The organism is Actinocatenispora rupis (assembly GCF_016861975.1).
GTDB lineage: Bacteria > Actinomycetota > Actinomycetes > Mycobacteriales > Micromonosporaceae > Actinocatenispora > Actinocatenispora rupis.
This window is the reverse complement of record NZ_BOMB01000031.1, coordinates 22,426-43,056: the sequence shown is the minus strand read 5'-3', so window position 1 is coordinate 43,056 and position 20,631 is coordinate 22,426. Positions and strand designations below refer to the sequence as shown.

The window sequence follows — 20,631 nt, the reverse complement described above, 5'->3', positions numbered from 1 at the left end:
CCGGATGAGCGCGCCGCGCGGGGACGGGCCGGGCATGGGGCCGTTCACCGGGCTGTCCGGACCGTTCGCCCGGGTACGGAACCGCAGCCGGTTCGCCGACATGCTCGTCGCGGTCGTCGGCATCGCCGGCGAACTCGACCTCCGCGCCGTACTCCAGCGCATCGTGGAGCTCGCCGCCGACCTCGTCCCCGCCCGGTACGGCGCGCTCGCGATCGCGGCGTCGGACGGCGAGCTGGAACGGTTCTTCTGGACGGGCCTGAGCGCGGACGAGGCGCGCGCGATCGGCCCGTTCCCGCTCGGCCGCGGGCTGCTGGGCGAGCTGCTCACCCGAGACGGGCCGCTGCGGCTGGACGACCTGACCGCGTACCCGGCGGCGGCCGGCTTCCCGCGGCACCATCCGCCGATGCGCACGTTCCTCGGCGTACCGGTGACCGACGGGGAGCGCACCCTCGGCAGCCTGTACCTGACGGAACGGTCCGACGGGGAACCGTTCTCCGCGGAGGACGAGAGCCTGCTCCAGCTGTTCGCCGCGGCGGCCGCCATCGCGCTCAGCAACGCCCGGCGGTACGAGGCGAGCCGGGAGCAGGAGCGCTGGCTGACCGCCAACTACGGGCTCACCCACGACCTGCTCGCCGGCACCCACCCGGACAGCCGGCTCGACACGATCATCCGTACCGCGCGGCAGCTCACCGACGCCGACTACGCCGTGCTGTTCCACATCGACCCCACCGGCGAGCACCTCGTCGTACGGGTGGCGGACGGGCCGGAGGCGGACAGCACGATCGGCCGCGTACTGCCGATCGAGGCGTCCCGCGCCGGTCAGGTGTTCACCACCGGCAACCCGATGGTGGTACGGGATCTGTGGCGGGACACCCGGCGCGCGCCGTGGCTGTCCGACACGCTGCCGCAGCTAGGCCCCGCCGCCCTGGTACCGCTGGGGTTGGCGGACAACGCGTTGGGCGTGGTGGTGGTGACCCGGCTGCGGGACCGGTTGCCGTTCCCGGACGGCACGCTGCGGATGCTGGAGTCGTTCGCGCACCAGGCGGCCGTGGCGCTGCACCTGGCCCGGGAACGTACCTGGCGGGAACGGGTCAGCGTGTACGCCGACCGCGAGCGCATCGCCCACGACCTGCACGACCAGGTGATCCAGCGGCTGTTCGCCACCGGGATGCTGCTGCAGGGCACGGCGCGCCTCACCGTCCGCCCGGAGGTACGCGAGCGGCTGTCGCGGGCCGTGCACGACCTGGACGAGACCGTCCGGCAGATCCGGGCGACGATCTACGAGCTGGAGAACCCGCCCGTACGGACCGGGGACGACGTGCGCGCCGCCCTGCTGGCGGTCACCGACCAGGCCGTCGACACCCTCGGGTACGCGCCGCTGGTGCGGTTCTTCCTGCCCGCCGACCTGGCCGTACCGGCGGGGGTGCGGGAGAACCTGGTCGCCGCGGCCCGCGAACTGCTGGCGAACGTGGCGCGGCACGCGTCGGCCGGCCGGGTCGAGGTGGAACTGGCCGCGGACGGCGGCGTGCTGACCCTGACCGTCACCGACGACGGCGTGGGGCTTCCGGCGAGCGGGCGCCGCAGCGGCCTGCGTCACCTGTCCGAACGGGCCGCCGCGCTGGGCGGCGAGCTGGTCGCCACCGCCCGCCCGGCCGGTGGTACCGAGGTGGTGTGGCGGGTGCCGCTGGATCCGGAGACGTGAGCGGTCAGGTGTCGGCGTGCCGCGGCCAGATCCGCGTCGCGAGCACCGCCGCCTGGGTACGCCGGTGCAGGCCGAGCTTCGTGAACAGGTTCGACACGTAGTTCTTGACGGTCTTCTCGGCCAGGTAGAGCCGTTCGCCGATCTGGCGGTTCGTCAGGCCCTCGCCGATGAGCCGCAGGATGTTGCGTTCCTGCGCGGTGAGACCGGCGAGCTGCGCGTCCCCGCCCGTACCGCGGCGCACGGCCTCGCGGAGCGCGTCCGCCCGGATCGCCGGCGCCAGCATCGAACCGCCGGCCGCGACCCGGCGTACCGCGTCGACGAGGTCGTTGCCGAGGATGTCCTTCAGCACGTACCCGGCGGCGCCGGCGAGCACCGCCCGGACCAGCGCATCGTCGTCGTCGTACGAGGTGAGGATGAGGCAGCGCAGGTCGGGGAGCTGGCTGCGCAGGTCGCGGCAGACCGTGACGCCGTCACCGTCGGGCAGCCGTACGTCGAGGACGGCCACGTCGGGCCGGACGGCCGGCACCCGGTCCATCGCCTGCCGCGCGGTCCCGGCCACGCCCGCGACCTCGATGTCCGGCTCGGTGGACAGCAGGTCGGCGAGCCCGCGCCGGACCAACTCGTGGTCGTCGAGGAGGAACACCCGAATCACCTCGTCAGGGTACGGGGCGGTGACGCGCGGTGGCCGGCGGTCGTGCCCCGGCCGGGTGACCCGGCCGCCGGCACCGGCGCTGTGCGGACACTCCGGAACGGGTACGTCACCGGACGGCGAGGTTCGGCGCCCGCGGGAGGTTCGTCCCGCCCCCGGTGGGGTGCGTTGCCCGGATGCGACGCGGGAACGGCGAGTACGTCGAGTAAGGTCCCGGGGCGTGAGTACGCCACGCAAGCCACGGGTCGCCGTCGTCTTCGGCGGTCGGAGCACCGAGCACCCGATCTCCGCCGTCAGCGCGGGATCCGTGCTGTCCGCGATCGACCGGGACGAGTTCGAGGTGATCCCGGTCGGCATCACGCGCGAGGGCCGATGGGTACTCACCGACGGTGATCCGGGCGCGCTGGCCATCGAGGGGCGCCGGTTCCCGGAGATCACCGAGGGCGCGGGCCGGGCGGTGGCGCTGCCGGCGGACCCGGGCGGCCGGCTGATCGCGCTGGACCCGGCCGAGGGTGCCGCCGCGCTGGCCGACGTGGACGTGGTCGTGCCGCTGCTGCACGGCGCGTACGGCGAGGACGGCACCATCCAGGGCCTGCTGGAGATGGCCGGCCTGCCGTACGTGGGGGCCGGCGTGCTGGCGTCCGCCGCCTGCATGGACAAGGAGTTCACGAAGAAGCTGCTGGCCGCCGAGGGCATGCCCGCCGGGCCGTACGCGGTGCTGCGCGCCGGCCAGTCGCTGTCCGACGCCGACGCCGAACGGCTCGGGCTGCCGCTGTTCGTCAAGCCGTCCCGCGCCGGGTCGTCCATGGGCATCAGCCGGGTCACCGACCTGGCCGACCTGCCGGCCGCGATCGCCACCGCCCGCGAGGTCGACGACAAGGTCCTCGTCGAGGCCGCGTTCCAGGGCGTACGCGAGGTCGAGTGCGGCGTACTGGAAGGCGAGTACGGCGGGGAGCCCGAGGCCAGCCTGCCCGCCGAGGTGCACATCGACCCCCGGCACTCCTGGTACGACCTGGAGGCCAAGTACCTGGACGCGCCGGAGCTGGACATCCCGCCGGCGCTGCCCGACCACGTGGTCGAGGAGATCCGGGCGACGGCGTGCCGCGCGTTCACCGCGCTGGACTGCGCCGGCCTGGCCCGGGTCGACTTCTTCGTCACGCCCGACCTGGACGTGTACGTCAACGAGATCAACACGATGCCGGGCTTCACCGCCGCGTCGGCGTTCCCGAAGATGTGGGCGGCCAGCGGGCTGGAGTACCCGAAGCTGATCTCGCGGTTGATCCGGACCGCGCTGCACCGCCGCAGCCGCTGACCCCGGCGCCGGTCAGCCGCAGCCGCTGGGCGCCTTGGCGAGCGACTTGACGGAGTTCGCGATGGTGTCGGAGAACTCGGCGGCCCACTGGCCGGAGCCGCTGTCGCCCGGCACCGTCACGGCCACCGGTACCTGCCGGTCGACGGTCGTCCACACGGTGCCCGCGGACGTCTTCGTCGGCAGGTAGCAGACGCCGGACAGGGCGTACACGGTGGCGGTGGGCGCGACCTTCGGCGCCGGTACGCCACAGGCCACGGTGACGGGCGGCTGCCCGTACGCGGCGTTCTGCTCGGGGCCGGCGGAGACGGGGCGCCGGATCTTGCCGCGGACCGTGCCGGGCAGCTGCGCGATGAAGCCGCGGCAGACGGTCGTGGCCGGCTCGGCCAGGGTGCGCGGCGGGACGGCGACCGTCGTGGACGGCTGCGGCGTGGGGGACGGCGACGCCTTCGGCTTCGCGCCGCCACCGAACCCGCCGAGCAGCCAGAAGGCCAGTACCCCGGCCAGCAGGGTGATCGGCAGGGCAACCAGTGTGGCGGTCTTCGCCGCGCTGCGGGAGACCTCGTCGGCCACCTGCGACACCTCCGTACGGCTCGCGTGGACTGCGCACCGATTGTGCCGCGGGGCGTTCCGGCGCCCGGAGCCGGGAGGCGGGTCGCTACAGGTGCACCACCGAGCACGTGACGGTACGGGTGATACCGGCGACGGACTGCACCTTGCTGACCACCATCTTGCCCAGTTCGTCCACGTTACGCGCCTCGGTCAGCACGACCACGTCGTACGGCCCGGTCACGGCGTCCACCCGGACCACGCCGGCGACGCCCGCGATCGTGCCCGCCACGTCACGCGCCTTGCCGACCTCGGTCTGGATGAGGATGTACGCCTGAACCACGACGAGTCTCCTTTGCCGTCTGTGCCGCCGGTGTACGCGCAGGAGTGGGTGACGGGTGGCCGGAACAGAACGTACCGTACGGGCCCCGGCCGCGTCGGCTGGCCGGGAGATCATGCCGGTCCCGCGCACGCCGTACGCCGGGTGGCAGGATGCGCATCAGGCCGCACGGCACGGGGCCGACGAGCGGGCAGGCCGGTGGGAGGCGCAGTGACGATTGCCGATGTGGGGGAGTTCGGCCTGATCAGCAAGGTCACCGCGCGCATGGCGATGGGCCCGACCTGCCTGCTCGGACCGGGCGACGACGGCGCCGTGGTCGCCGCCTCGGACAACCGCGTCGTGGTCAGCACCGACGTCCTCGTCGAGGGCCGGCACTTCCGCCGGGACTGGTCGAGCGCCGAGGACGTGGGGCACCGCGCCGCCGCGGCGAACCTGGCCGACATCGCCGCGATGGGCGCCACCCCGACCGCGCTGGTGGTCGGCCTCTGCGCGCCGCCGGAGCTGCCGGTGTCGTGGGCGGAGGGGCTGGCCGACGGGCTGGCCGCGGAGGCGGCGCTGGCCGGCGCGAGCGTGGTCGGCGGGGACACGGTGGCGAGTCCGACGCTGACGATCGCGGTGACGGCGCTGGGCGACCTGCGCGGCGCCGATCCGGTGACCCGGGCGGGCGCCAAGCCGGGCGACCGGGTCGCGGTCGCCGGCCGGCTCGGCTGGTCCGCCGCCGGGTACACGGTGCTGTCGCGGGGATTCCGGTCGCCGCGGGCGCTGGTCGACGCGCACCGCCGCCCGATCGTGCCGTACCACTGCGGGCCGGTCGCGGCGCGGCAGGGCGCCACCGCCATGATCGACGTGTCGGACGGGCTGGTCGCCGACCTCGGACACCTGGTCGACGCCAGCGACGTGGCGATCGACCTGCACCGCACCGACTTCGAGGTACCGGCGCAGATGGCCGACGCGGCGACCGCGCTGGGCGTCGACCCGTACGCGTGGGTGTTCGGCGGGGGCGAGGACCACGCGTTGGTGGCGACGTTCCCGCCGGGCAGCGTGCTGACGCCGGACTGGCGGGTGGTCGGCGAGGTGGCCGCCGGGCACGGCGTGACGATCGACGGCCGGCCGTACACGGCGGGTCCAGGTGGCTGGGACCACTTCCGCTGACCGGTTGAGGTTGCTCACACGTACTCGCCGGCGGGTCGTCGCGGCTGCTGTCATGGCGGCGTGCAGAGCGAGCAGCGGACGGCGCCGGAGCTGACCACGGTGGCGTACACGGACCCGGTGGCGCGGCGGCTGGTCACGGCGGCGCTGGCCGACCTGGGCGCCCGGTACGGCGGGGAGGGCGACGCGACGCCGGTCGACCCGGCCGAGTTCGTGCCGCCGGCGGGCGTGTTCCTGGTGGCGTGGCGCGGCGACGAGCCGGTCGGTTGCGGCGCCTGGCGTACGCACGGGCCGGACGCGGAGCTGAAGCGCATGTACACGGTGCCGGCGGCGCGGGGGACGGGCGTGGCGGGCGCGGTGCTGGCGGCGCTGGAGGACGACGCGCGGCGGGCCGGCCGGACCCGGATGGTCCTGGAGTGCGGGGCGCGCCAGCCCGAGGCGATCGCGATGTACGAGCGGTTCGGCTACCGGCGCATCCCGAACTACGGCTTCTACGCCGACGCTCCCGACTGCCTGTCGTACGCCCGGATGCTCTGAGTCACGGCCGGTGCCGATTCACCCCCTCACCTGGGCGTACCGGGCGGCATTGCTTACCCTCCCCTGGTGACGTACCCGCCGCAGCCCCCCGGTCCGGGCTGGCCGGACCAGCCGGGCGGCCAACCCCCTCAGCAGCCTCCGTACCCCGGTGCCGACCAGTCCGGCGCGCAGCCGCCCCAGCAGTACGAGCAGTACAGCTTCGGCGACCAGACCTGGCAGAACCAGCCGCAGCAGTACGAGCAGTCGCCGTTCGGGCAGCCGATGGCGGGCACCCCGATGTCCGGCCCGCCCATGTCGGGGCCGCCGGTGTCGGCGTCGCCGATGTCGGGCGCGCCGATGTCCGGGCAGCCCATGTCGGGGCAGCCGATGGGCGCCCAGCCGATGTACCAGCCGCCCGGTTTCCCGCCGCCCACGCCGAAGAAGCGCTCGCCGCTGCCGTTCGTGCTCGGCGGCGTGGCGCTGGTACTGGTGGTGGGGATCGTGGTCGGGGTGGTGGTGTTCGCGTCGAAGGGCGGCAAGAAGCCGGCCGCCGACGACTCGGCGTCCCCGCGTACGAGCAGCAGCGCGTCGGCCTCGCCGACCCCGTCGTCGTCGCCGAGCAGCGTGCCGGGTGACGGCGTGCAGGGCGACAAGATCGTCGACCAGGCGACCGGCTGGGGCTACACGATGGCCAAGTCGCCCTGGAAGAACGAGGTCAACCCGCACGCCAAGGAGATCGAGGGCGCGGTCGGCCAGTCCGTCGAGATCAGCAGCAACGTGTACGCGACGATGCAGCTGGGTCAGCTCGCCGACTCGTTCGGCTACAGCGGGCCGGCCGACCTGAAGCAGACGAAGTCGGACCTCGCCACGGCGATGCTCAAGCAGTACTACGGCGACGGTGCGAAGGTCGACACGAGCCAGAAGCACGTCGACGAGCAGCTCACCCAGTACGGGCACAAGGCGTGGCTGTGGGCGTTCGAGGTGAAGTACACCGACAACGGCAAGTCCACCGGGGAGTACGTGGTGCTCGCGGTGCTGGACGCGGGCGGCGGCAAGGCCGGCGCGTTCTGGGGTTCGGTGCCGGACGGGCACGACGACCTGAAGAAGCAGATGGTCGACGGCGCGAGCTCGCTCAAGCCGACCTCCTGACCTCTCGTACGGCGGGCGTCGTGGTGGGGCGCCCGCCCGGTCCGGCGTGGACTGTCGGTACGGCTCGCTAGGCTCGGGCCATGGCGACGTTGATCACGCCGTTGCGGCAGGTGGTGGGCGACAAGACGGCCACCGCCCTGGCCGAGACGCTGGGCCTGGCCACGGTCGGTGACCTGCTCTACCACTTCCCCCGGCGGTACGCGGAGCGTGGCGAGCACACCGACCTGTCCGCGATCGAGGTCGGTGAGCAGGTCACCGTGATGGCCCAGGTCCAGCGGGTCAACGTGCGGCCGATGCGGCAGCGGCGCGGGAAGCTGCTGGAGGTGACGGTCGGGGACGGGCAGCGCACGCTGACCCTGACGTTCTTCAACCAGGCGTGGCGGCAGAACCAGCTCACCGTCGGACGGTGGGGCCTGTTCGCCGGCAAGGTCACCGAGTTCCGCGGCAAGCGGCAGCTCAACGGCCCGGACTACCAGCTGCTCGCCACGCCGGGGCAGGCCGAGGAGTCCGGCGAGATCGAGGAGTTCCTCGGCGCCCTCATCCCCGTGTACCCGGCGGCCGCGAACATGCCGACGTGGACGATCGCCCGGTGCGTACGGGTGGCCCTGGACGTACTGGAGGAGCCGCCGGAGCCGCTGCCCGCCGAGATGCGGGCCGGTCGCAAGCTGGAGGGGCTGGGCGCCGCGCTGCGCGGCATCCACCGGCCGGAGAGCCACCAGGCCCTTGCCGCCGCGCGCCGCCGGCTCACCTGGGACGAGGCGTTCGCGTTGCAGCTGACCCTGGTGCAGCGCAAGGCGCGGGCGAGTGACTGGCCGGCGGTACGACGGCCGCGCCGCGACGACGGGCTGCTCGCCGCGTTCGACGCCCGCCTGCCGTACGAGCTGACCGACGGGCAGCGGCAGGTCGGCGAGGAGGTCGCGGCGGATCTGGCCGAGCCGCATCCGATGCACCGGCTGCTGCAGGGCGAGGTGGGCAGCGGCAAGACGGTCTGCGCGCTGCGCGCGATGCTCCAGGTGGTCGACTCGGGCGGGCAGGCCGTGCTGCTGGCACCGACGGAGGTGCTCGCCGCCCAGCATCACCGCGGGCTGTCCGACCTGCTCGGTCCGCTCGGCCGGGCGGGCGAGATCGACGGCGACCCGGAGGGCACGAGGCTGGCCCTGGTGACGGGTTCGCTCGGGGCAGCCGCCCGCCGCCGGGTACTCGGCGAGGTGGCGTCCGGCGCGGCCGGCATCGTCGTCGGCACCCACGCCCTGCTGTACGAGTCGGTCGGGTTCGCGGACCTCGGTCTGATCGTGGTCGACGAGCAGCACCGGTTCGGTGTCGAGCAGCGGGATGCGTTGCGGGACAAGGCGAACCAGCCGCCGCACGTCCTCGTCATGACCGCCACCCCGATCCCGCGTACGGTCGCGATGACCGTGTTCGGCGACCTCGCGGTGTCGTCGCTGACCGAGCTGCCGCGCGGCCGGTCGCCGATCGCGAGCCACGTCGTACCGGGGGACCGGGAGCGGTGGATGGAGCGCACCTGGGCCCGCGTACGGGAGGAGGTCGGCGCCGGCCACCAGGCGTACGTGGTGTGTCCGCGGATCGGCGACGACGGCTCCGACGACGTACCGTCCGATGTGGACGGTGCCGGCGGCGAGGACGGCCGGCGGCCGCCGATCGCGGTCACCGACGTCGCGCCCGGCCTGCGCGACGGGCCGCTCGCCGGGCTGCGCCTCGGCGTGCTGCACGGCCGGCTGCCGGCGGACGAGAAGGACGCGGTGATGCGCGAGTTCGCCGCCGGCAAGCTCGACGTACTCGTGGCCACGACGGTCGTCGAGGTCGGCGTCGACGTACCGAACGCGACGGTGATGGTGATCCTGGACGCCGACCGGTTCGGCGTCTCGCAGCTGCACCAGCTGCGCGGCCGGGTCGGCCGGGGTCAGGCGCCCGGCCTGTGCCTGCTGGTCAGCGAGGCCGAGGCGGGCACCCCGGCGCACGAGCGGCTGACCGCGGTGGCGTCCACAGTGGACGGTTTCCGGCTGGCCGAGCTGGACCTGGAACAGCGCCGCGAGGGCGACGTACTCGGTGCCGCGCAGTCCGGCCGGCGCTCCAGCCTGCGGCTGCTGTCGCTGCGTCGGGACGCCGCGCTGATCGCCGACGCGCGCGCGGAGGCGATCGAGGTCATCGCCGCCGACCCGGAGCTGACCGACCATCCGCTGCTCGCCGCCGCGGTCGCCGCGCTGGTCAGCGAGGATCGCGCGGAGTATCTGGAGAAGGGTTGACGAGGGCGGGCCGGCGCGGGTCGTCGTAGCGCACCACGACGTCCGCCCAGTCGGCCGGCGCCACCTCGTCCACGTACCGGCGGTACGCGGGCAGCGTCCACCGGTCCGCCTCCGCCGTCCGCCGGTCGAGTACGGCGGGGGACACGTCCAGGTGCACGACCAGGTCGGCGGCGAGGCCGGTGCCGAGCAGCAGGTCGCCGTCGAGCAGGAGTACGGCGGAGTCGGCAGCGTCCACATAGGACGCCCGGCTGGCGCGGTCCGCGGCCGCGTCCCACAACGTCGGCAGGTACCGCCGGGTTCCGTTCGGCCCCAACGGATCCAGCACCTCGCGCGTGAGCCCCGCGACGTCCAGCCGGTCGGTGTAGTACGCGTCCGGGTCGTGCCGGCCGTGCTCGTACCGCAGGGAGGCGGGGCGCAGGAAGTCCGCGGCGGAGACGCGCACCACCGGCCGCCCCCGCGTACGCAACGGGTCGACGAGCGCGTCGGCCAGCGCGCCGGGCCGGGCGGGCGGCGGCCCGTCCACGAGCACCCGTACCGGATGCGGGACGGAGACGGCCTCGATCCGCGCGACCAGCCGGTCGACGAGGAGGTCCGGGCTCACCGGCTCGATGCGCACGCCGTCATTCTCGCCGCGCCGCCGGCGCCCGCCCCGCACGGGGCCCGGCGGCGGACACCGAACGGGGCGGCGCCCGGTGGGCGCCGCCCCGTCGTGGCGCGGTTCGGGCCGCTCACCGACCCGGATGTACGACCGGTGTCACTCCGCCGGCGTGGCGCGGCGCTTGCGGGCCAGTACGAACAGCGCGGCACCGCCGCCGATCAGTACCACGGCGGCCGCGATGAACGCGGTCAGCGAGGTGCCGGTGACGGGCAGGCCGCCGCCCGCGCCCGGCGCGGGGGAACTGGCGACCGGGGCCGCGGAGGTGGCCGACGGCGACGCGCTCGGCGACACGGACGGCGAGGTCGAGGCGACGACGCACGCGGTGCTGCCGCCGTGGTACGCGCCGAAGTCGCCCTTCGACAGGTTGCCCGGCGCGCCCTTGCTGCCCAGGATCTTGCTGCCGTACGTCGGGGAGCCCTTGGTGAAGCCCGGCAGCACCTCGGCCTTGCCGCCCCAGATCAGGTCGACCTGCACGTAGCAGTCGGGCAGCTTGACGGTCAGCGTGACCGAGGTGTGCTTGGCGTCGATCGTGCCGGAGTCCTGGTCGAACAGCGTCTGCGGCAGCGACGAGGCGAAGTCCCCGGCGCTCTGCGCGGTGTACGACGCGAGCGAGAAGTCCTGGCTGGAGTCCTTGCACAGCTTCTGGCCGTCGGCCAGCGAGACGGTCGCCGTGCCCTTCGCCCCGTCGAACGTGTGCTGGTACGACGCGGCCGACGCCGCGACGCAGTCCGGCTTCGGCGTGCAGGTGCCCGGCAGCGTCACCGTGCCCGACTTGTGCATCGAGTACCCGTCGGACCAGCGGGCGGTGAAGTCGAGCGTCGCCTGCTTGGCGTCCGCCGGTACGGCCGGCTGGGTGGCGGTGGTGCTGCTCTTCGCCGCGACGTCGGCGACGGCCGCCTTCAGGTCCACCGGGGCGGCCTTGACGTCGGTGATCGAGGCTGCGGAGGTCCAGTCGTTGGCGATGGTCCACGTGACGGTGTACGTGCCGTCCGACTGGCAGTCCGCGGTGCCCTTGACGGCCGCGTCGTGCGCGCTGGCCGGTGAGCTGATGAGGAACGCGCCGAACAGGCCGATCGCCGCGGCGGCGATCAGGCCGAGAAACCGACGCGCGGGAAGCGTGCGTGGCAAGAGGTACTCCGCGAGGGGTGAGTAGGGAACATCCCGGCGCGCGTCGACAAGCCGTGCCCGTCGGGGGACCGAGGGACATCCGCGCGCGCGAAGCAAGACCTTAGCCATCCCGTACCGCCGGTGGAAAGTCCAGTGGGCGGATTGGGATGGTTGTGTCGCGTGTCGCAACCGGTGTGCGGTTCGTCGATCACGGTGGGTCGACATTTCGCCCGGCGGGGCCGTCCGGGATCCGGCCCGCGCGCGACGGACGGTAGCGTCAGCGACGTGTACGGGGGTGTGCGGTGACGCGGATCGTGGCCGGCGAGCTCGGCGGCCGACGCCTCGTGGTGCCGCCCGGTCGCGGTACCCGACCCACCGCCGACCGCGTACGCGAGGCGTTGTTCAGCGCGCTCGGCACGATGCTGGAGCTGCCCGGCGCCCGGATGGCCGACCTGTACGCCGGGTCCGGCGCGCTCGGTTTCGAGGCGCTGTCGCGGGGCTGCGCGCACGCGCTGTTCGTCGAGTCCGATCCGCGCGCGGTGGCGACGCTGCGGCGCAACGTCGCCGCGCTGGGCGTCGGGGCCGGCGCGCAGCTGGTCGGCGCGCCGGTGGAGCGGGTGCTCGCCGACCCGCCGGCCGAGCCGTACCACCTGGTCGTCGCCGACCCGCCGTACGCGCTGGCCGACGAGAAGCTCACCGCGGTACTGGCCGCGCTGGCCGACGGCTGGCTCGCCGACGACGCGGTCGTCGTACTGGAGCGCGCCACCCGGTCGGGCGAGCCCACCTGGGTGCCCGGGATCTCGCCGGTCCGCTCGCGTCGCTACGGCGAGACCACCCTTTGGTACGGTCGCCGATCATGAGGCGTGCCATCTGCCCCGGTTCGTTCGACCCGGTGACGAACGGACACCTGGACATCATCGGCCGCGTGGCCGACCTGTACGACGAGGTCGTCGTCGCCGTGTTCGTCAACCAGGCCAAGACCGGCCTGTTCGGCCTCGACGAGCGGATCGAGATGCTGGAGTCGGTCACCGCCCGCTACCCGAACGTCTCGGTCGACTCGTTCCAGGGCCTGACCGTCGACTACTGCCGGGAACACGGCATCTCGGTGATCGTCAAGGGCCTGCGCGCGGTCAGCGACTTCGACTACGAGTTGCAGCAGTCTCAGATGAACCTGGGCCTGGCCGGCGTGGAAACACTCTTCATGGCCACCAACCCGCTTTACTCTTTTCTGTCGTCGAGTTTGGTCAAGGACGTCGCGAAGTGGGGCGGCGACGTGTCGCCGCACGTACCGGACGTCGTGGCCGAGAGGCTCGCCGCCCGGCTGCGCCCGACGGGGGCCTAGACGACTCGGCCGTCGCCCTACACGGCCGGTACGCGAGCGAGGCAGGCGGTGCACGCCTGGCAGGAGGGAAGTGACCGGGTTGGATCCGCTGGAGCGTATCGACGAGATCATGTCGTACGTGGAGGGCGCCCGTTCGGTGCCGATGTCCTCGCGGAACTGCATGGTCGACCGCGGTGAGCTGATCGCGATGCTGGACGACCTGCGCGGCGAGCTGCCCGCCGAGCTGCGCCGTGCGCAGGCGCTGCTGGAGGAGCGGGACAAGATCATCGGTGCCGGCCAGCGCGAGGCCGAGCGCATCATCACCGAGGGCGAGGCCGAGCACGCCCGGCTGGTCTCGGCGAACGAGGTCGCGGTGTCCGCCGAGCACGAGGCGAGCCGCCTCGTCGGCGAGGCGCGCGAGGAGAGCCAGCGCCTCCGCGAGGAGTGCGAGGAGTACGTCGACACGACGCTCAGCAACTTCGAACGGCTGCTCACCAAGTCGCTGGCGACCATCGAACGCGGCCGGGACAAGATGCACGCGCTGCGCGAGATCGGGTCGTACGCCCCGGACGACGAACCGGAGAAGGAACCGTTCGTGTCCTGACCCGACACGGATTCGACGGTGCGCCGGGCGCCGGGTAACCTGGCACGTCGGCCCGGTGCGTGCAGATTCGCCGGGCGGTCCCCCCTGTGAGTGCGATGCCGACGAGGGCTGCCGAGAAGATCATGTCCGAGAAGAACCACCCGCTGGACCCCGCCAACCCGTTGGTGCTGTCCACCCGGGAGCTGCCCCGCGGTGCGGGCGAGATGCGCGAGGTGGTGCGCGAGGCGCCCGCCCCGGCCGACCTCGGCCTCCCGCTCATCGGCGCACCGGAGGGCGCGCCGCTCGCGCTCGACCTGCGGATGGAGTCGGCCTCGGAGGGCGTGTTCGTCTCCGGTACGGTCACCGCGCGCGTCGAGGGTGAGTGCGGCCGGTGCCTCCGGCCGATCGGCGAGACGGTCGTCGGGCACATCGGGGAGCTATTCGCCTATCCGGGCAGTACCACGGAGGAGACGACCGACGAGGACGAGGTCAGCCGGCTGCACGACGACCTGGCCGACCTGGAGCCCGCGGTCCGGGACGCGATCGTGCTGGACCTGCCGAGCACCCCGCTGTGCCGGCCGGACTGCCCGGGGTTGTGCCCCGAGTGCGGCCAGCCGTTCGACGACCTGCCGGCCGACCACGCGCACGAGCAGGTCGACGCGCGCTGGTCGAAGCTGGCCGAGCTGCGGGACCAGGGGGAGTCCGAGGGGTCCTGACCTCACCCGGCGCGGGAGCGTCGGGGCCGATGGGACACAATAGCCCGGGTGGCTCGTGCGACCCGAGCGGTGCCGTGTGTCGTCCACACGGTGCTCCAGACCAACGAGTAGATCATCAGGAGTGAGTGACGTGGCCGTTCCGAAGCGCCGGATGTCGCGGAGCAACACGCGGTCCCGCCGCAGCCAGTGGAAGACGAGCGCGGTGGCGACCCAGCCGTGCCCGCAGTGCAAGTCGCCCAAGCTTCCGCACGCGGCCTGCGGCGTCTGCGGCACGTACAACGGCCGTCAGGTCGTGGAGGTCTGATCCTCCCGAGGACATGACGCGATCCGAGCGGCGTGCCGCGCGGATCGCCGTCGACCTCCTCGGCGGGGACGACGCCCCCGCCGTCGTGGTTGACGGCGCTCTGCTGGCCCTGGACGCCGATGCCAGTCTCCGGCTCGTGCCGGTCGGGCCGCCGTCCGTCGTTGACGGGCTGCTGGCCCGGATTCCCGCTGCCCTGCGGTCCCGGGTCGATCCGGTACCGGTGGACGAGGGCGAGCGCACCCCGGTGCGTACCGCGGTGGGATTGGTGGCGGCCGACCGGGCGGATGCGGTGATCTCGGCCGGTTCCACGGCCGCGACGGTCACCGCCGCCGTGGCGTACTGCGGGCGTTATCCGGGGTTGTCCCGTCCCGCCCTCGCCGTGACCGTACCGGCGCGGCGAGGTCGGTTGATCCTTCTCGACGTCGGGGCGTCGCCCAGCCCGGACGCCGCCGACCTGGTGCGCCACGCCGTCCTCGGCGCGGCGTACGCGCAGGCCACGTTGGACGTACCGGAGCCGCGGGTCGGCCTGTTGTCGATCGGCAGCGAGCCGGGCAGCGGCGACACGCTGCGGCGTACCGCGGACGGGTTGCTGACCGCCGCGGACCTGCCCGCCGGGCGCTACGTCGGCCTCGTCGAGGGCCACGACGTACCACTGGGTGGGGTCGAGGTGGTCGTCACCGACGGATTCACCGGAAACGTACTGCTCAAGGGCGTCGAGGGCACGCTGCGGCTGGCCGGTGGCCGGCACGCGGAGGGGGTACCCCGCGCGGCGGCGCTGCTGGGTGTCGGTGGCCCGGTGGTGGTGTGCCACGGCGCGGCCGGCGGGCCGGACCTCGCCTCGGGCATCGCGTTCGCCGCCCGCCTGGTCACCGACGGGGTGACCGACCGGGTGGCACGCATCGATCACGCTTTCCTCCGACAGGACCGGGCACCAGGGGTGCCCGACCGTGAGTGGACGACAGGCACCGGAGGCCGCCGATGAGTAGCGTCCCACCGCCCGCGGCGTCGCCGGCCGGGCTGACCGCCGCCCTCGGCGTCGAGCTCGAACCGGGTCTGCTGGAGCGCGCCCTCACCCACCGCTCGTACGCGTACGAGCATGGCGGGTTGCCGACGAACGAGCGGCTGGAGTTCCTGGGTGACGCGGTCCTCGGGCTGGTGATCACCGCCGCGCTGTACCGGGACCATCCGGATCTGCCGGAGGGGCAGCTCGCCAAGCTGCGCGCCAGCGTGGTGAACATGCGGGCGCTGGCCGAGGTGGCGCGTGGGCTGGGCCCGCGCGGTCTCGGGGCGTACGTGCGGCTCGGCAAGGGCGAGGAGACCACGGGCGGCCGGGACAAGGCGAGCATCCTCGCCGACACGACCGAGGCGCTGCTCGGCGCGGTGTACCTGGAGCACGGCCTGGACGTGGCCGGCGAGCTGGTGCACAAGCTGTTCGACCCGCTGATGGCGGACGCGTCGCGGCGCGGCGCCGGGCTGGACTGGAAGACGAGCCTGCAGGAGCTGACCGCGAACCAGGGCCTCGGCGTGCCCGAGTACCAGGTGGCGGAGGAGGGGCCGGACCACGCGAAGACGTTCACGGCGTGGGCGGTCGTGGCGGGCGAGCGGTTCGGTTCGGGCACCGGCCGGAGCAAGAAGGAGGCCGAGCAGCGGGCGGCCGAGCTGGCCTGGCGGCGGCTCAACGACCGCGCCTCGGGCGACGGTGGTACGCCCGACGCCGGCCCGGCGTGATCCGGTGCACGGTGGCCCGGTGACGTCCGGGGCGACCGAGCGGGTCGGCCCGCCGGCCGGTGACGCGGTCGGTGCCCGCCGCGAGTTCGTACTGCGGCACGTACTGGTCCCGTTGGTGATCTTCGCGGCGAACCGGTTCGTACAGCTGCTGCTGGTGTGGGCGCTGGTCAAGCCGGACAGTTCGGTGTCGTCCCGGTTGACCATCTGGGACGCCGACTTCTTCCTGCGCATCGCCCGCGACGGCTACGACCGCGGCTTCCAGTACGACCCGTCCGGGCACCTGGTCGGGAACACGCTGGCGTTCTTCCCCGGGTACCCGATGTGCGTGCGGGCGCTGGCGTTCCTGGGCCTGCCGTACGCGCTGGCGGGGATCGTGGTGTCGTTGCTGTTCGGTGCGGCGGCGACGGTGCTGATCCACCTGCTGGGCCGGCGCCTGCGCGACGACCGCTTCGGGTACGTGCTGGCCGTGCTGTTCTGCGCCCAGCCGATGTCGATCATGTTCTCGATGGCGTACTCGGAGGCCATGTTCTGCGCGCTGGTACTCGCGATGCTGCTGGCGATGCACCACGGGCGGTGGCTGACGGCGGGCGCGTTCGGGGTGCTGGCGGGGCTGACGCGGACGACGGGGCTGGCCGCCGCGCTGGCCCTCGCGGCGTACGCGGCGTGGTCGATCTGGACCGGTCGCCGGGAGCCGGGCACGCCCCGGGTACGACCGGCGGTGGCGGCGCTGGCCGCGCTGGCGTCCGTCCCGGCGTACTGGCTGTGGGTGGGGCTGCGGCTGGGCCGGCTGGACGGCTGGTTCGTGCAGCAGTCCCAGGGCTGGGGTACGAAGATCGACTGGGGCGCCGCCAGCATCGACTTCGTGACCAGCACGTTCCGCACGTCCGACGGGCTGGTTCCGGTCGCGGCGGCGCTGATCCTGGTCGGCACCGGCGTCCTGGTCGTGGCCGCGGTCCTGGCCCGGTTCTGGTGGCCGATGACGCTCTACGGCCTCCTCGCGTACGGGACGGTCGTGGGCGCGGCGGGATACTTCAACTCACGGCCCCGGCTGCTCGTACCGGTGCTGTCGGCGCTGCTGCCGGTGGGCGCGGCGCTGGTCACCGCCCGTACCCGGGTGCTGGTGCCGTGTCTCGTCGGGATCAGCCTGCTGGGCTGCTGGTTCGGCGCGTACATGATCACGGTCTGGCCGTACACGATTTGAGGTTGTTGTGCCTGAGCTGCCCGAGGTGGAGACCGTCCGGTCCGGCCTGGCGAAGTGGGTGACGGGTCGCCGCGTCAGCCGGGTCGAGGTGCACCACCCCCGCGCCGTACGCCGGCACGCGCCCGGCGCGGACCACTTCGCCGCCGGCCTGGTGGGCCGGACGATCACCGGCGTGCGCCGGCGCGGCAAGTACCTGTGGCTGCCGTTGGACGGGCCGGGGGAGCCCGGTGACGCGGTGCTGGCGCACCTGGGCATGTCCGGTCAGCTGCTGGTCCAGCCCGCGGACGCGCCGGACGAGAAGCACCTGCGGGTGCGGGTCGGGTTCGCGGACGGCGGGCCGGAGCTGCGGTTCGTCGACCAGCGCACGTTCGGCGGGCTGTCGCTGTCGGCCGGCGGCGCGGACCTGCCGGCGGAGATCGCGCACATCGCCCGCGACCCGGCGGATCCGGAGTTCGACGACGAGGAGTTCGTGACGGCGCTGCGGCGCCGGCACACCGGGGTCAAACGGGCGCTGCTCGACCAGACCCTGATCTCCGGCGTCGGCAACATCTACGCCGACGAGGCGCTGTGGCGGGCGAAGCTGCACTGGGCCCGGCCGACGGAGACGATGACCCGCCCCGCCGCCCGGACCCTCCTCGGGTACGTCCGCGAGGTGCTCGGCGAGGCCCTGCGCGCCGGCGGCACCAGCTTCGACACCCTGTACGTCAACGTCAACGGCGAGAGCGGCTACTTCGACCGTTCCCTCAACGCGTACGGGCGGGACGGGGAGCCGTGCCGTCGGTGCGGCACCCCGATCCGGCGCGAGCCGTTCATGAACCGCTCCTCGTACCGGTGCCCGCGGTGCCAGCCGCGGCCCCGCCACCCGCGTACCTGACGCTACCGGCCGGTCGCCAGGTGCACGCCACCGGCGACCGGCAGCACCGTACCGGTGAGGAAACCGTTGGTGGCGACGGCAAGTACGGCCTGGGCGATGTCGTCGGGTTCGCCGATCCGGCCCACCGGCAGGGACTTCTCGTGCGCGGCGAACATCTCGTCGCGCATCTCCACCGGCAGCCGGTCCCACCACGGCGTACGCACGATGCCGGGGGAGACGGCGTTGACCCGCAGCGGCGCGAGTTCCACCGCGAGCGGCGCGACCATCGCCTCCAGCGCGCCGTTGATCGCCGCGAGCCCCGCCGTACCGGGGAGGGCGGCGCGGGCCGACGCGGCGGTCAGGAACGTGAGCGAGCCGGTGAGGCGGGGCAGCGCGGCCTGCGCGGCCGCGACGTGCGCCCAGAACTTCCGCTCGAACCCGTCGCGCAGTGCCGCCAGGTCGAGCGTGGCGAACGGCCCCGCGCCGGCCGCGCCGCTGAGCGCGAGGACGAGGTGGTCGTAGCGCGTGTCGGCGGCGAAGAACGCGGCGACCTCGTCGGGTGCGGTGCCGTCGACCCGGTGCGCCGTGGCCCCGGTACGGGCGGCGACGGCGGCGAGGCGCGCCTCGTCCCGTCCGGTGATCACCACGTCGGCGCCCTGTGCGGCGAACAGTTCCGCGGTGGCCGCGCCGATGCCGGAGCTGCCGCCCATGACGAGGACCCGCTGACCGGTGAGTGACACGGTTGCCTTCTCTCATTTGTCGAGTCGTACCGTCTCGACAAGTGTTTGTCGAGACAAGCCGTCTCGTCAAGAGGTACGGTGGGCGCATGGCTGGAGATCCGAGTCACCCCGACCTGGACGGCACCCGACGACCACACACCGGGCGCCGCCGGAACGAGGCGGCCCGGCAGGCCGTCCTCGACGCCGCCCTGCGCGTCGTCGCCCGCCCCGACGTGGCCCTCTCCGTCGAGTCGATCGCCGCCGAGGCCGGCGTCGGCAAGCAGACGATCTACCGCTGGTGGCCCGGGAAGTACGCGGTGCTGCTCGACGCGGTCGCCGCGCGCGCCACGCGGGACGTACCGGAGCCGGACACGGGCAGCCTGCTCGGTGACCTGACCGACTTCCTGACCGCCACGTTCCGGGGGGCCGACCGTGGCCCCACCGCCGCCGCGTTGCGGGCGTTGGTTGTTGCGGCGCAAGGAAACCCCGACACCCACGAGGTACTGGCCGCGTTCGTCGGCGCGCGCCGCGACGCCCTCCGCGCCCTGCTCGTACGCGGTCGGGACCGTGGCGAACTGGCCACCGACGCCGACCTCGACGTACTCGTCGACCAGGCGTACGGCCTGCTCTGGTACCGGCTGCTGCTGCGGCACGCCCCGCTGACCGGCGACGTGGCGGCGAGTCTGGCCCGTTCGCTGGTGGGGTCGGGTGGCGCGGCCGGGTGACACCGGGACGAACGGGGCGCCGTCACGCTGCGTCGGTATTACTCTGGGCAGCGATGGGAGTGCGCCCAGTTCTCTTCCGGCGGAGGCATCGGGACGTCGCCGACGCGGTCGGATTCGCGGAGGCGGTGATGGGCGGTGTCGTGGGAGCCGTACGCCTGGTCGCGCTCGTACGCGGTCGCGTACAGGGGGTCGGCTTCCGCTTCTGGACCCGGTCCCGTGCATTGGAACTGGGGCTCTCCGGTTGGGCGAGGAATCTCGCGGACGGTCATGTCGAGGTGGTGGCCGAGGGCAGTCGTGATGCTTGTCACGCGCTGCTCGCCGCGCTGCGCGGCCCGGAGGCGCCGGGACGGGTGGATGCGGTGGTCCCGAGCTTCGAGGTGCCGCGGGGTGATCTGGATGGCTTTGTGACGGGGTGATGAAGTTGAGTCCACCAGGCTCATGCCATCCTTGACGTTCTCCGCCGATCGGGCACACTATGGGGACGTCGCCATCCGCACCCGACCGGCGTGCCTATCTGGTAACGGGGTGTGCTCTACGGCCACCCGGCGACGCATTCGCAAGGAGACACCATGGCGAAGGCCCTCTACGGCCACGTCGGCAACGCGCCGGACCGGCGCCTGCTCGACGAGGTCACCCGACTGCGTGCCCGGGTCCGGGCGCTGGAGTTCGAGGCCGCTCGGTTGCAGGCCGAAAACGACCGGCTGACCGCGGCCGCCCAGGCACCCGACGAGCTGCTCAGGATCTCGGAACCCGCGCTGACCTGACGCTCACCCGAGCCGCCCGACCGCGCGCCGACGCTGCCCAGTGTCGGCGCGCAGCTTTGTGTCCACCGCCGAACTTCCTCCCCGGGCCGGTTCCGTCGGCCCCGGTCGGCGCGTCGGACGAACCCCGGCCCGCCCGGCGGACAGCGCGTCGCCGCAGCCCGGCGACGGTCCACCGGCAGGTACGGGGCGCGCCGGTCACCCGCTGATGTCTGGTTGCCACTGACCGACGGGGTAACCTCCCTCGGATAGCCGTCTGCCCAGTGGGCGCCGCCGGCAGCCCTTCCCCGGCGCGCGGTCAGTACCCCGCCTCGATGGAGGATCGACA

The 20,631-nt window shown here is 73.5% G+C and carries 24 protein-coding genes; 18 read left to right on the top strand and 6 right to left on the bottom strand.

The genetic code is table 11. From position 1 onward, the window contains the following. Window positions 1–4 precede the first annotated feature (4 nt). Complete coding sequence (locus tag Aru02nite_RS26135; RefSeq protein WP_203662206.1) at window positions 5–1,702, top strand: sensor histidine kinase; 1,698 nt, start codon at window positions 5–7, stop codon at window positions 1,700–1,702. A gap of 4 nt (window positions 1,703–1,706) precedes the next feature. On the opposite strand, the gene Aru02nite_RS26130 is transcribed toward Aru02nite_RS26135, so the two are convergent. Then, window positions 1,707–2,354: a response regulator gene (locus Aru02nite_RS26130; protein WP_203662205.1), complete on the bottom strand. Its 648-nt coding sequence runs from the start codon at window positions 2,352–2,354 to the stop codon at window positions 1,707–1,709. A gap of 217 nt (window positions 2,355–2,571) precedes the next feature. On the opposite strand from Aru02nite_RS26130, the gene Aru02nite_RS26125 reads away from it, so the two are divergent. After that, complete coding sequence (locus Aru02nite_RS26125) at window positions 2,572–3,663, top strand: D-alanine--D-alanine ligase family protein (RefSeq protein WP_239076956.1); 1,092 nt, start codon at window positions 2,572–2,574, stop codon at window positions 3,661–3,663. Window positions 3,664–3,675: 12 nt separating this feature from the next. Here Aru02nite_RS26125 and Aru02nite_RS26120 read toward each other — a convergent pair whose 3' ends face one another. Further along, window positions 3,676–4,233 (bottom strand): DUF3515 domain-containing protein, encoded by a 558-nt coding sequence (locus Aru02nite_RS26120; RefSeq protein ID WP_203662203.1) that lies wholly within the window; start codon window positions 4,231–4,233, stop codon window positions 3,676–3,678. Window positions 4,234–4,318: 85 nt separating this feature from the next. Next, window positions 4,319–4,552, bottom strand: a complete 234-nt coding sequence (locus tag Aru02nite_RS26115) for an Lrp/AsnC ligand binding domain-containing protein (protein WP_203662202.1) — start codon at window positions 4,550–4,552, stop codon at window positions 4,319–4,321. Window positions 4,553–4,759: 207 nt separating this feature from the next. Between Aru02nite_RS26115 and Aru02nite_RS26110 the strand changes: the two genes are divergently transcribed. The 4 genes from Aru02nite_RS26110 (at window position 4,760) to recG (ending at window position 9,627) form a co-directional block, all read left to right on the top strand. Then, window positions 4,760–5,701 carry a thiamine-phosphate kinase gene (locus tag Aru02nite_RS26110; RefSeq protein WP_203662201.1) on the top strand — a complete coding sequence of 314 codons (942 nt, stop codon included), beginning with the start codon at window positions 4,760–4,762 and terminating at the stop codon, window positions 5,699–5,701. 90 nt (window positions 5,702–5,791) lie between these two features. Beyond that, complete coding sequence (locus Aru02nite_RS26105) at window positions 5,792–6,235, top strand: GNAT family N-acetyltransferase (RefSeq protein WP_203662349.1); 444 nt, start codon at window positions 5,792–5,794, stop codon at window positions 6,233–6,235. 66 nt (window positions 6,236–6,301) lie between these two features. Then, window positions 6,302–7,363: a hypothetical protein gene (locus tag Aru02nite_RS26100; protein ID WP_203662200.1), complete on the top strand. Its 1,062-nt coding sequence runs from the start codon at window positions 6,302–6,304 to the stop codon at window positions 7,361–7,363. Between the two features lie 80 nt (window positions 7,364–7,443). Beyond that, entirely contained in the window at window positions 7,444–9,627 is a 2,184-nt protein-coding gene (gene recG / locus Aru02nite_RS26095) for an ATP-dependent DNA helicase RecG (RefSeq protein WP_203662199.1), read from the top strand. On the opposite strand, the gene Aru02nite_RS26090 is transcribed toward recG, so the two are convergent. Both Aru02nite_RS26090 and Aru02nite_RS26085 read right to left on the bottom strand, forming a co-directional pair. Further along, the gene (locus tag Aru02nite_RS26090; protein WP_203662198.1) at window positions 9,590–10,243 is read right to left on the bottom strand and encodes a nucleoside/nucleotide kinase family protein; all 654 of its coding nucleotides are present in this window, start codon (window positions 10,241–10,243) and stop codon (window positions 9,590–9,592) included. The genes recG and Aru02nite_RS26090 overlap by 38 nt on opposite strands. 138 nt (window positions 10,244–10,381) lie before the next feature. After that, window positions 10,382–11,413: an LPXTG cell wall anchor domain-containing protein gene (locus tag Aru02nite_RS26085; protein WP_203662197.1), complete on the bottom strand. Its 1,032-nt coding sequence runs from the start codon at window positions 11,411–11,413 to the stop codon at window positions 10,382–10,384. Window positions 11,414–11,694: 281 nt separating this feature from the next. Here Aru02nite_RS26085 and rsmD point away from each other — a divergent pair, with 281 nt between their 5' ends. From rsmD to mutM, 9 genes are all read left to right on the top strand, one after another. Next, the gene (rsmD, locus tag Aru02nite_RS26080; protein ID WP_203662196.1) at window positions 11,695–12,252 is read left to right on the top strand and encodes a 16S rRNA (guanine(966)-N(2))-methyltransferase RsmD; all 558 of its coding nucleotides are present in this window, start codon (window positions 11,695–11,697) and stop codon (window positions 12,250–12,252) included. Then, the gene (gene coaD, locus Aru02nite_RS26075; protein ID WP_203662195.1) at window positions 12,249–12,734 is read left to right on the top strand and encodes a pantetheine-phosphate adenylyltransferase; all 486 of its coding nucleotides are present in this window, start codon (window positions 12,249–12,251) and stop codon (window positions 12,732–12,734) included. Before rsmD ends, coaD begins: the two co-directional genes overlap by 4 nt. Window positions 12,735–12,813: 79 nt before the next feature. After that, complete coding sequence (locus tag Aru02nite_RS26070; RefSeq protein ID WP_203662348.1) at window positions 12,814–13,317, top strand: hypothetical protein; 504 nt, start codon at window positions 12,814–12,816, stop codon at window positions 13,315–13,317. A gap of 95 nt (window positions 13,318–13,412) precedes the next feature. Then, window positions 13,413–14,012 (top strand): YceD family protein, encoded by a 600-nt coding sequence (locus Aru02nite_RS26065; RefSeq protein ID WP_308446280.1) that lies wholly within the window; start codon window positions 13,413–13,415, stop codon window positions 14,010–14,012. Window positions 14,013–14,142: 130 nt separating this feature from the next. Next, window positions 14,143–14,316, top strand: a complete 174-nt coding sequence (rpmF, locus tag Aru02nite_RS26060) for a 50S ribosomal protein L32 (protein ID WP_203662194.1) — start codon at window positions 14,143–14,145, stop codon at window positions 14,314–14,316. Window positions 14,317–14,329: 13 nt separating this feature from the next. Beyond that, a complete protein-coding gene (locus Aru02nite_RS26055) occupies window positions 14,330–15,298 on the top strand; it encodes a phosphate acyltransferase (protein WP_203662193.1) in 969 nt (322 codons plus the stop codon). Next, window positions 15,295–16,044, top strand: coding sequence for a ribonuclease III (gene rnc / locus Aru02nite_RS26050; protein WP_203662192.1), 750 nt, complete (start codon window positions 15,295–15,297; stop codon window positions 16,042–16,044). Before Aru02nite_RS26055 ends, rnc begins: the two co-directional genes overlap by 4 nt. Window positions 16,045–16,063: 19 nt before the next feature. Continuing rightward, a complete protein-coding gene (locus Aru02nite_RS26045) occupies window positions 16,064–17,245 on the top strand; it encodes a mannosyltransferase family protein (protein WP_203662191.1) in 1,182 nt (393 codons plus the stop codon). A 7-nt stretch (window positions 17,246–17,252) separates the two neighbouring features. Further along, window positions 17,253–18,119 carry a bifunctional DNA-formamidopyrimidine glycosylase/DNA-(apurinic or apyrimidinic site) lyase gene (mutM, locus tag Aru02nite_RS26040; RefSeq protein WP_203662190.1) on the top strand — a complete coding sequence of 289 codons (867 nt, stop codon included), beginning with the start codon at window positions 17,253–17,255 and terminating at the stop codon, window positions 18,117–18,119. Window positions 18,120–18,121: 2 nt separating this feature from the next. Here the strand turns inward: mutM and Aru02nite_RS26035 are convergent, their stop codons facing one another. Then, entirely contained in the window at window positions 18,122–18,838 is a 717-nt protein-coding gene (locus tag Aru02nite_RS26035) for an SDR family oxidoreductase (protein ID WP_239076955.1), read from the bottom strand. Window positions 18,839–18,924: 86 nt separating this feature from the next. On the opposite strand from Aru02nite_RS26035, the gene Aru02nite_RS26030 reads away from it, so the two are divergent. The 3 genes from Aru02nite_RS26030 to Aru02nite_RS26020 all read left to right on the top strand — a co-directional run bounded on the left by Aru02nite_RS26030 (window position 18,925) and on the right by Aru02nite_RS26020 (window position 20,306). Then, the gene (locus Aru02nite_RS26030; RefSeq protein ID WP_203662189.1) at window positions 18,925–19,542 is read left to right on the top strand and encodes a TetR/AcrR family transcriptional regulator; all 618 of its coding nucleotides are present in this window, start codon (window positions 18,925–18,927) and stop codon (window positions 19,540–19,542) included. Window positions 19,543–19,670: 128 nt separating this feature from the next. Then, on the top strand, window positions 19,671–19,958 hold the full coding sequence (locus tag Aru02nite_RS26025) for an acylphosphatase (protein ID WP_203662188.1): 288 nt from the start codon (window positions 19,671–19,673) through the stop codon (window positions 19,956–19,958). A gap of 153 nt (window positions 19,959–20,111) precedes the next feature. Next, window positions 20,112–20,306 (top strand): hypothetical protein, encoded by a 195-nt coding sequence (locus Aru02nite_RS26020; protein ID WP_203662187.1) that lies wholly within the window; start codon window positions 20,112–20,114, stop codon window positions 20,304–20,306. The last annotated feature ends 325 nt before the right edge of the window (window positions 20,307–20,631 follow it).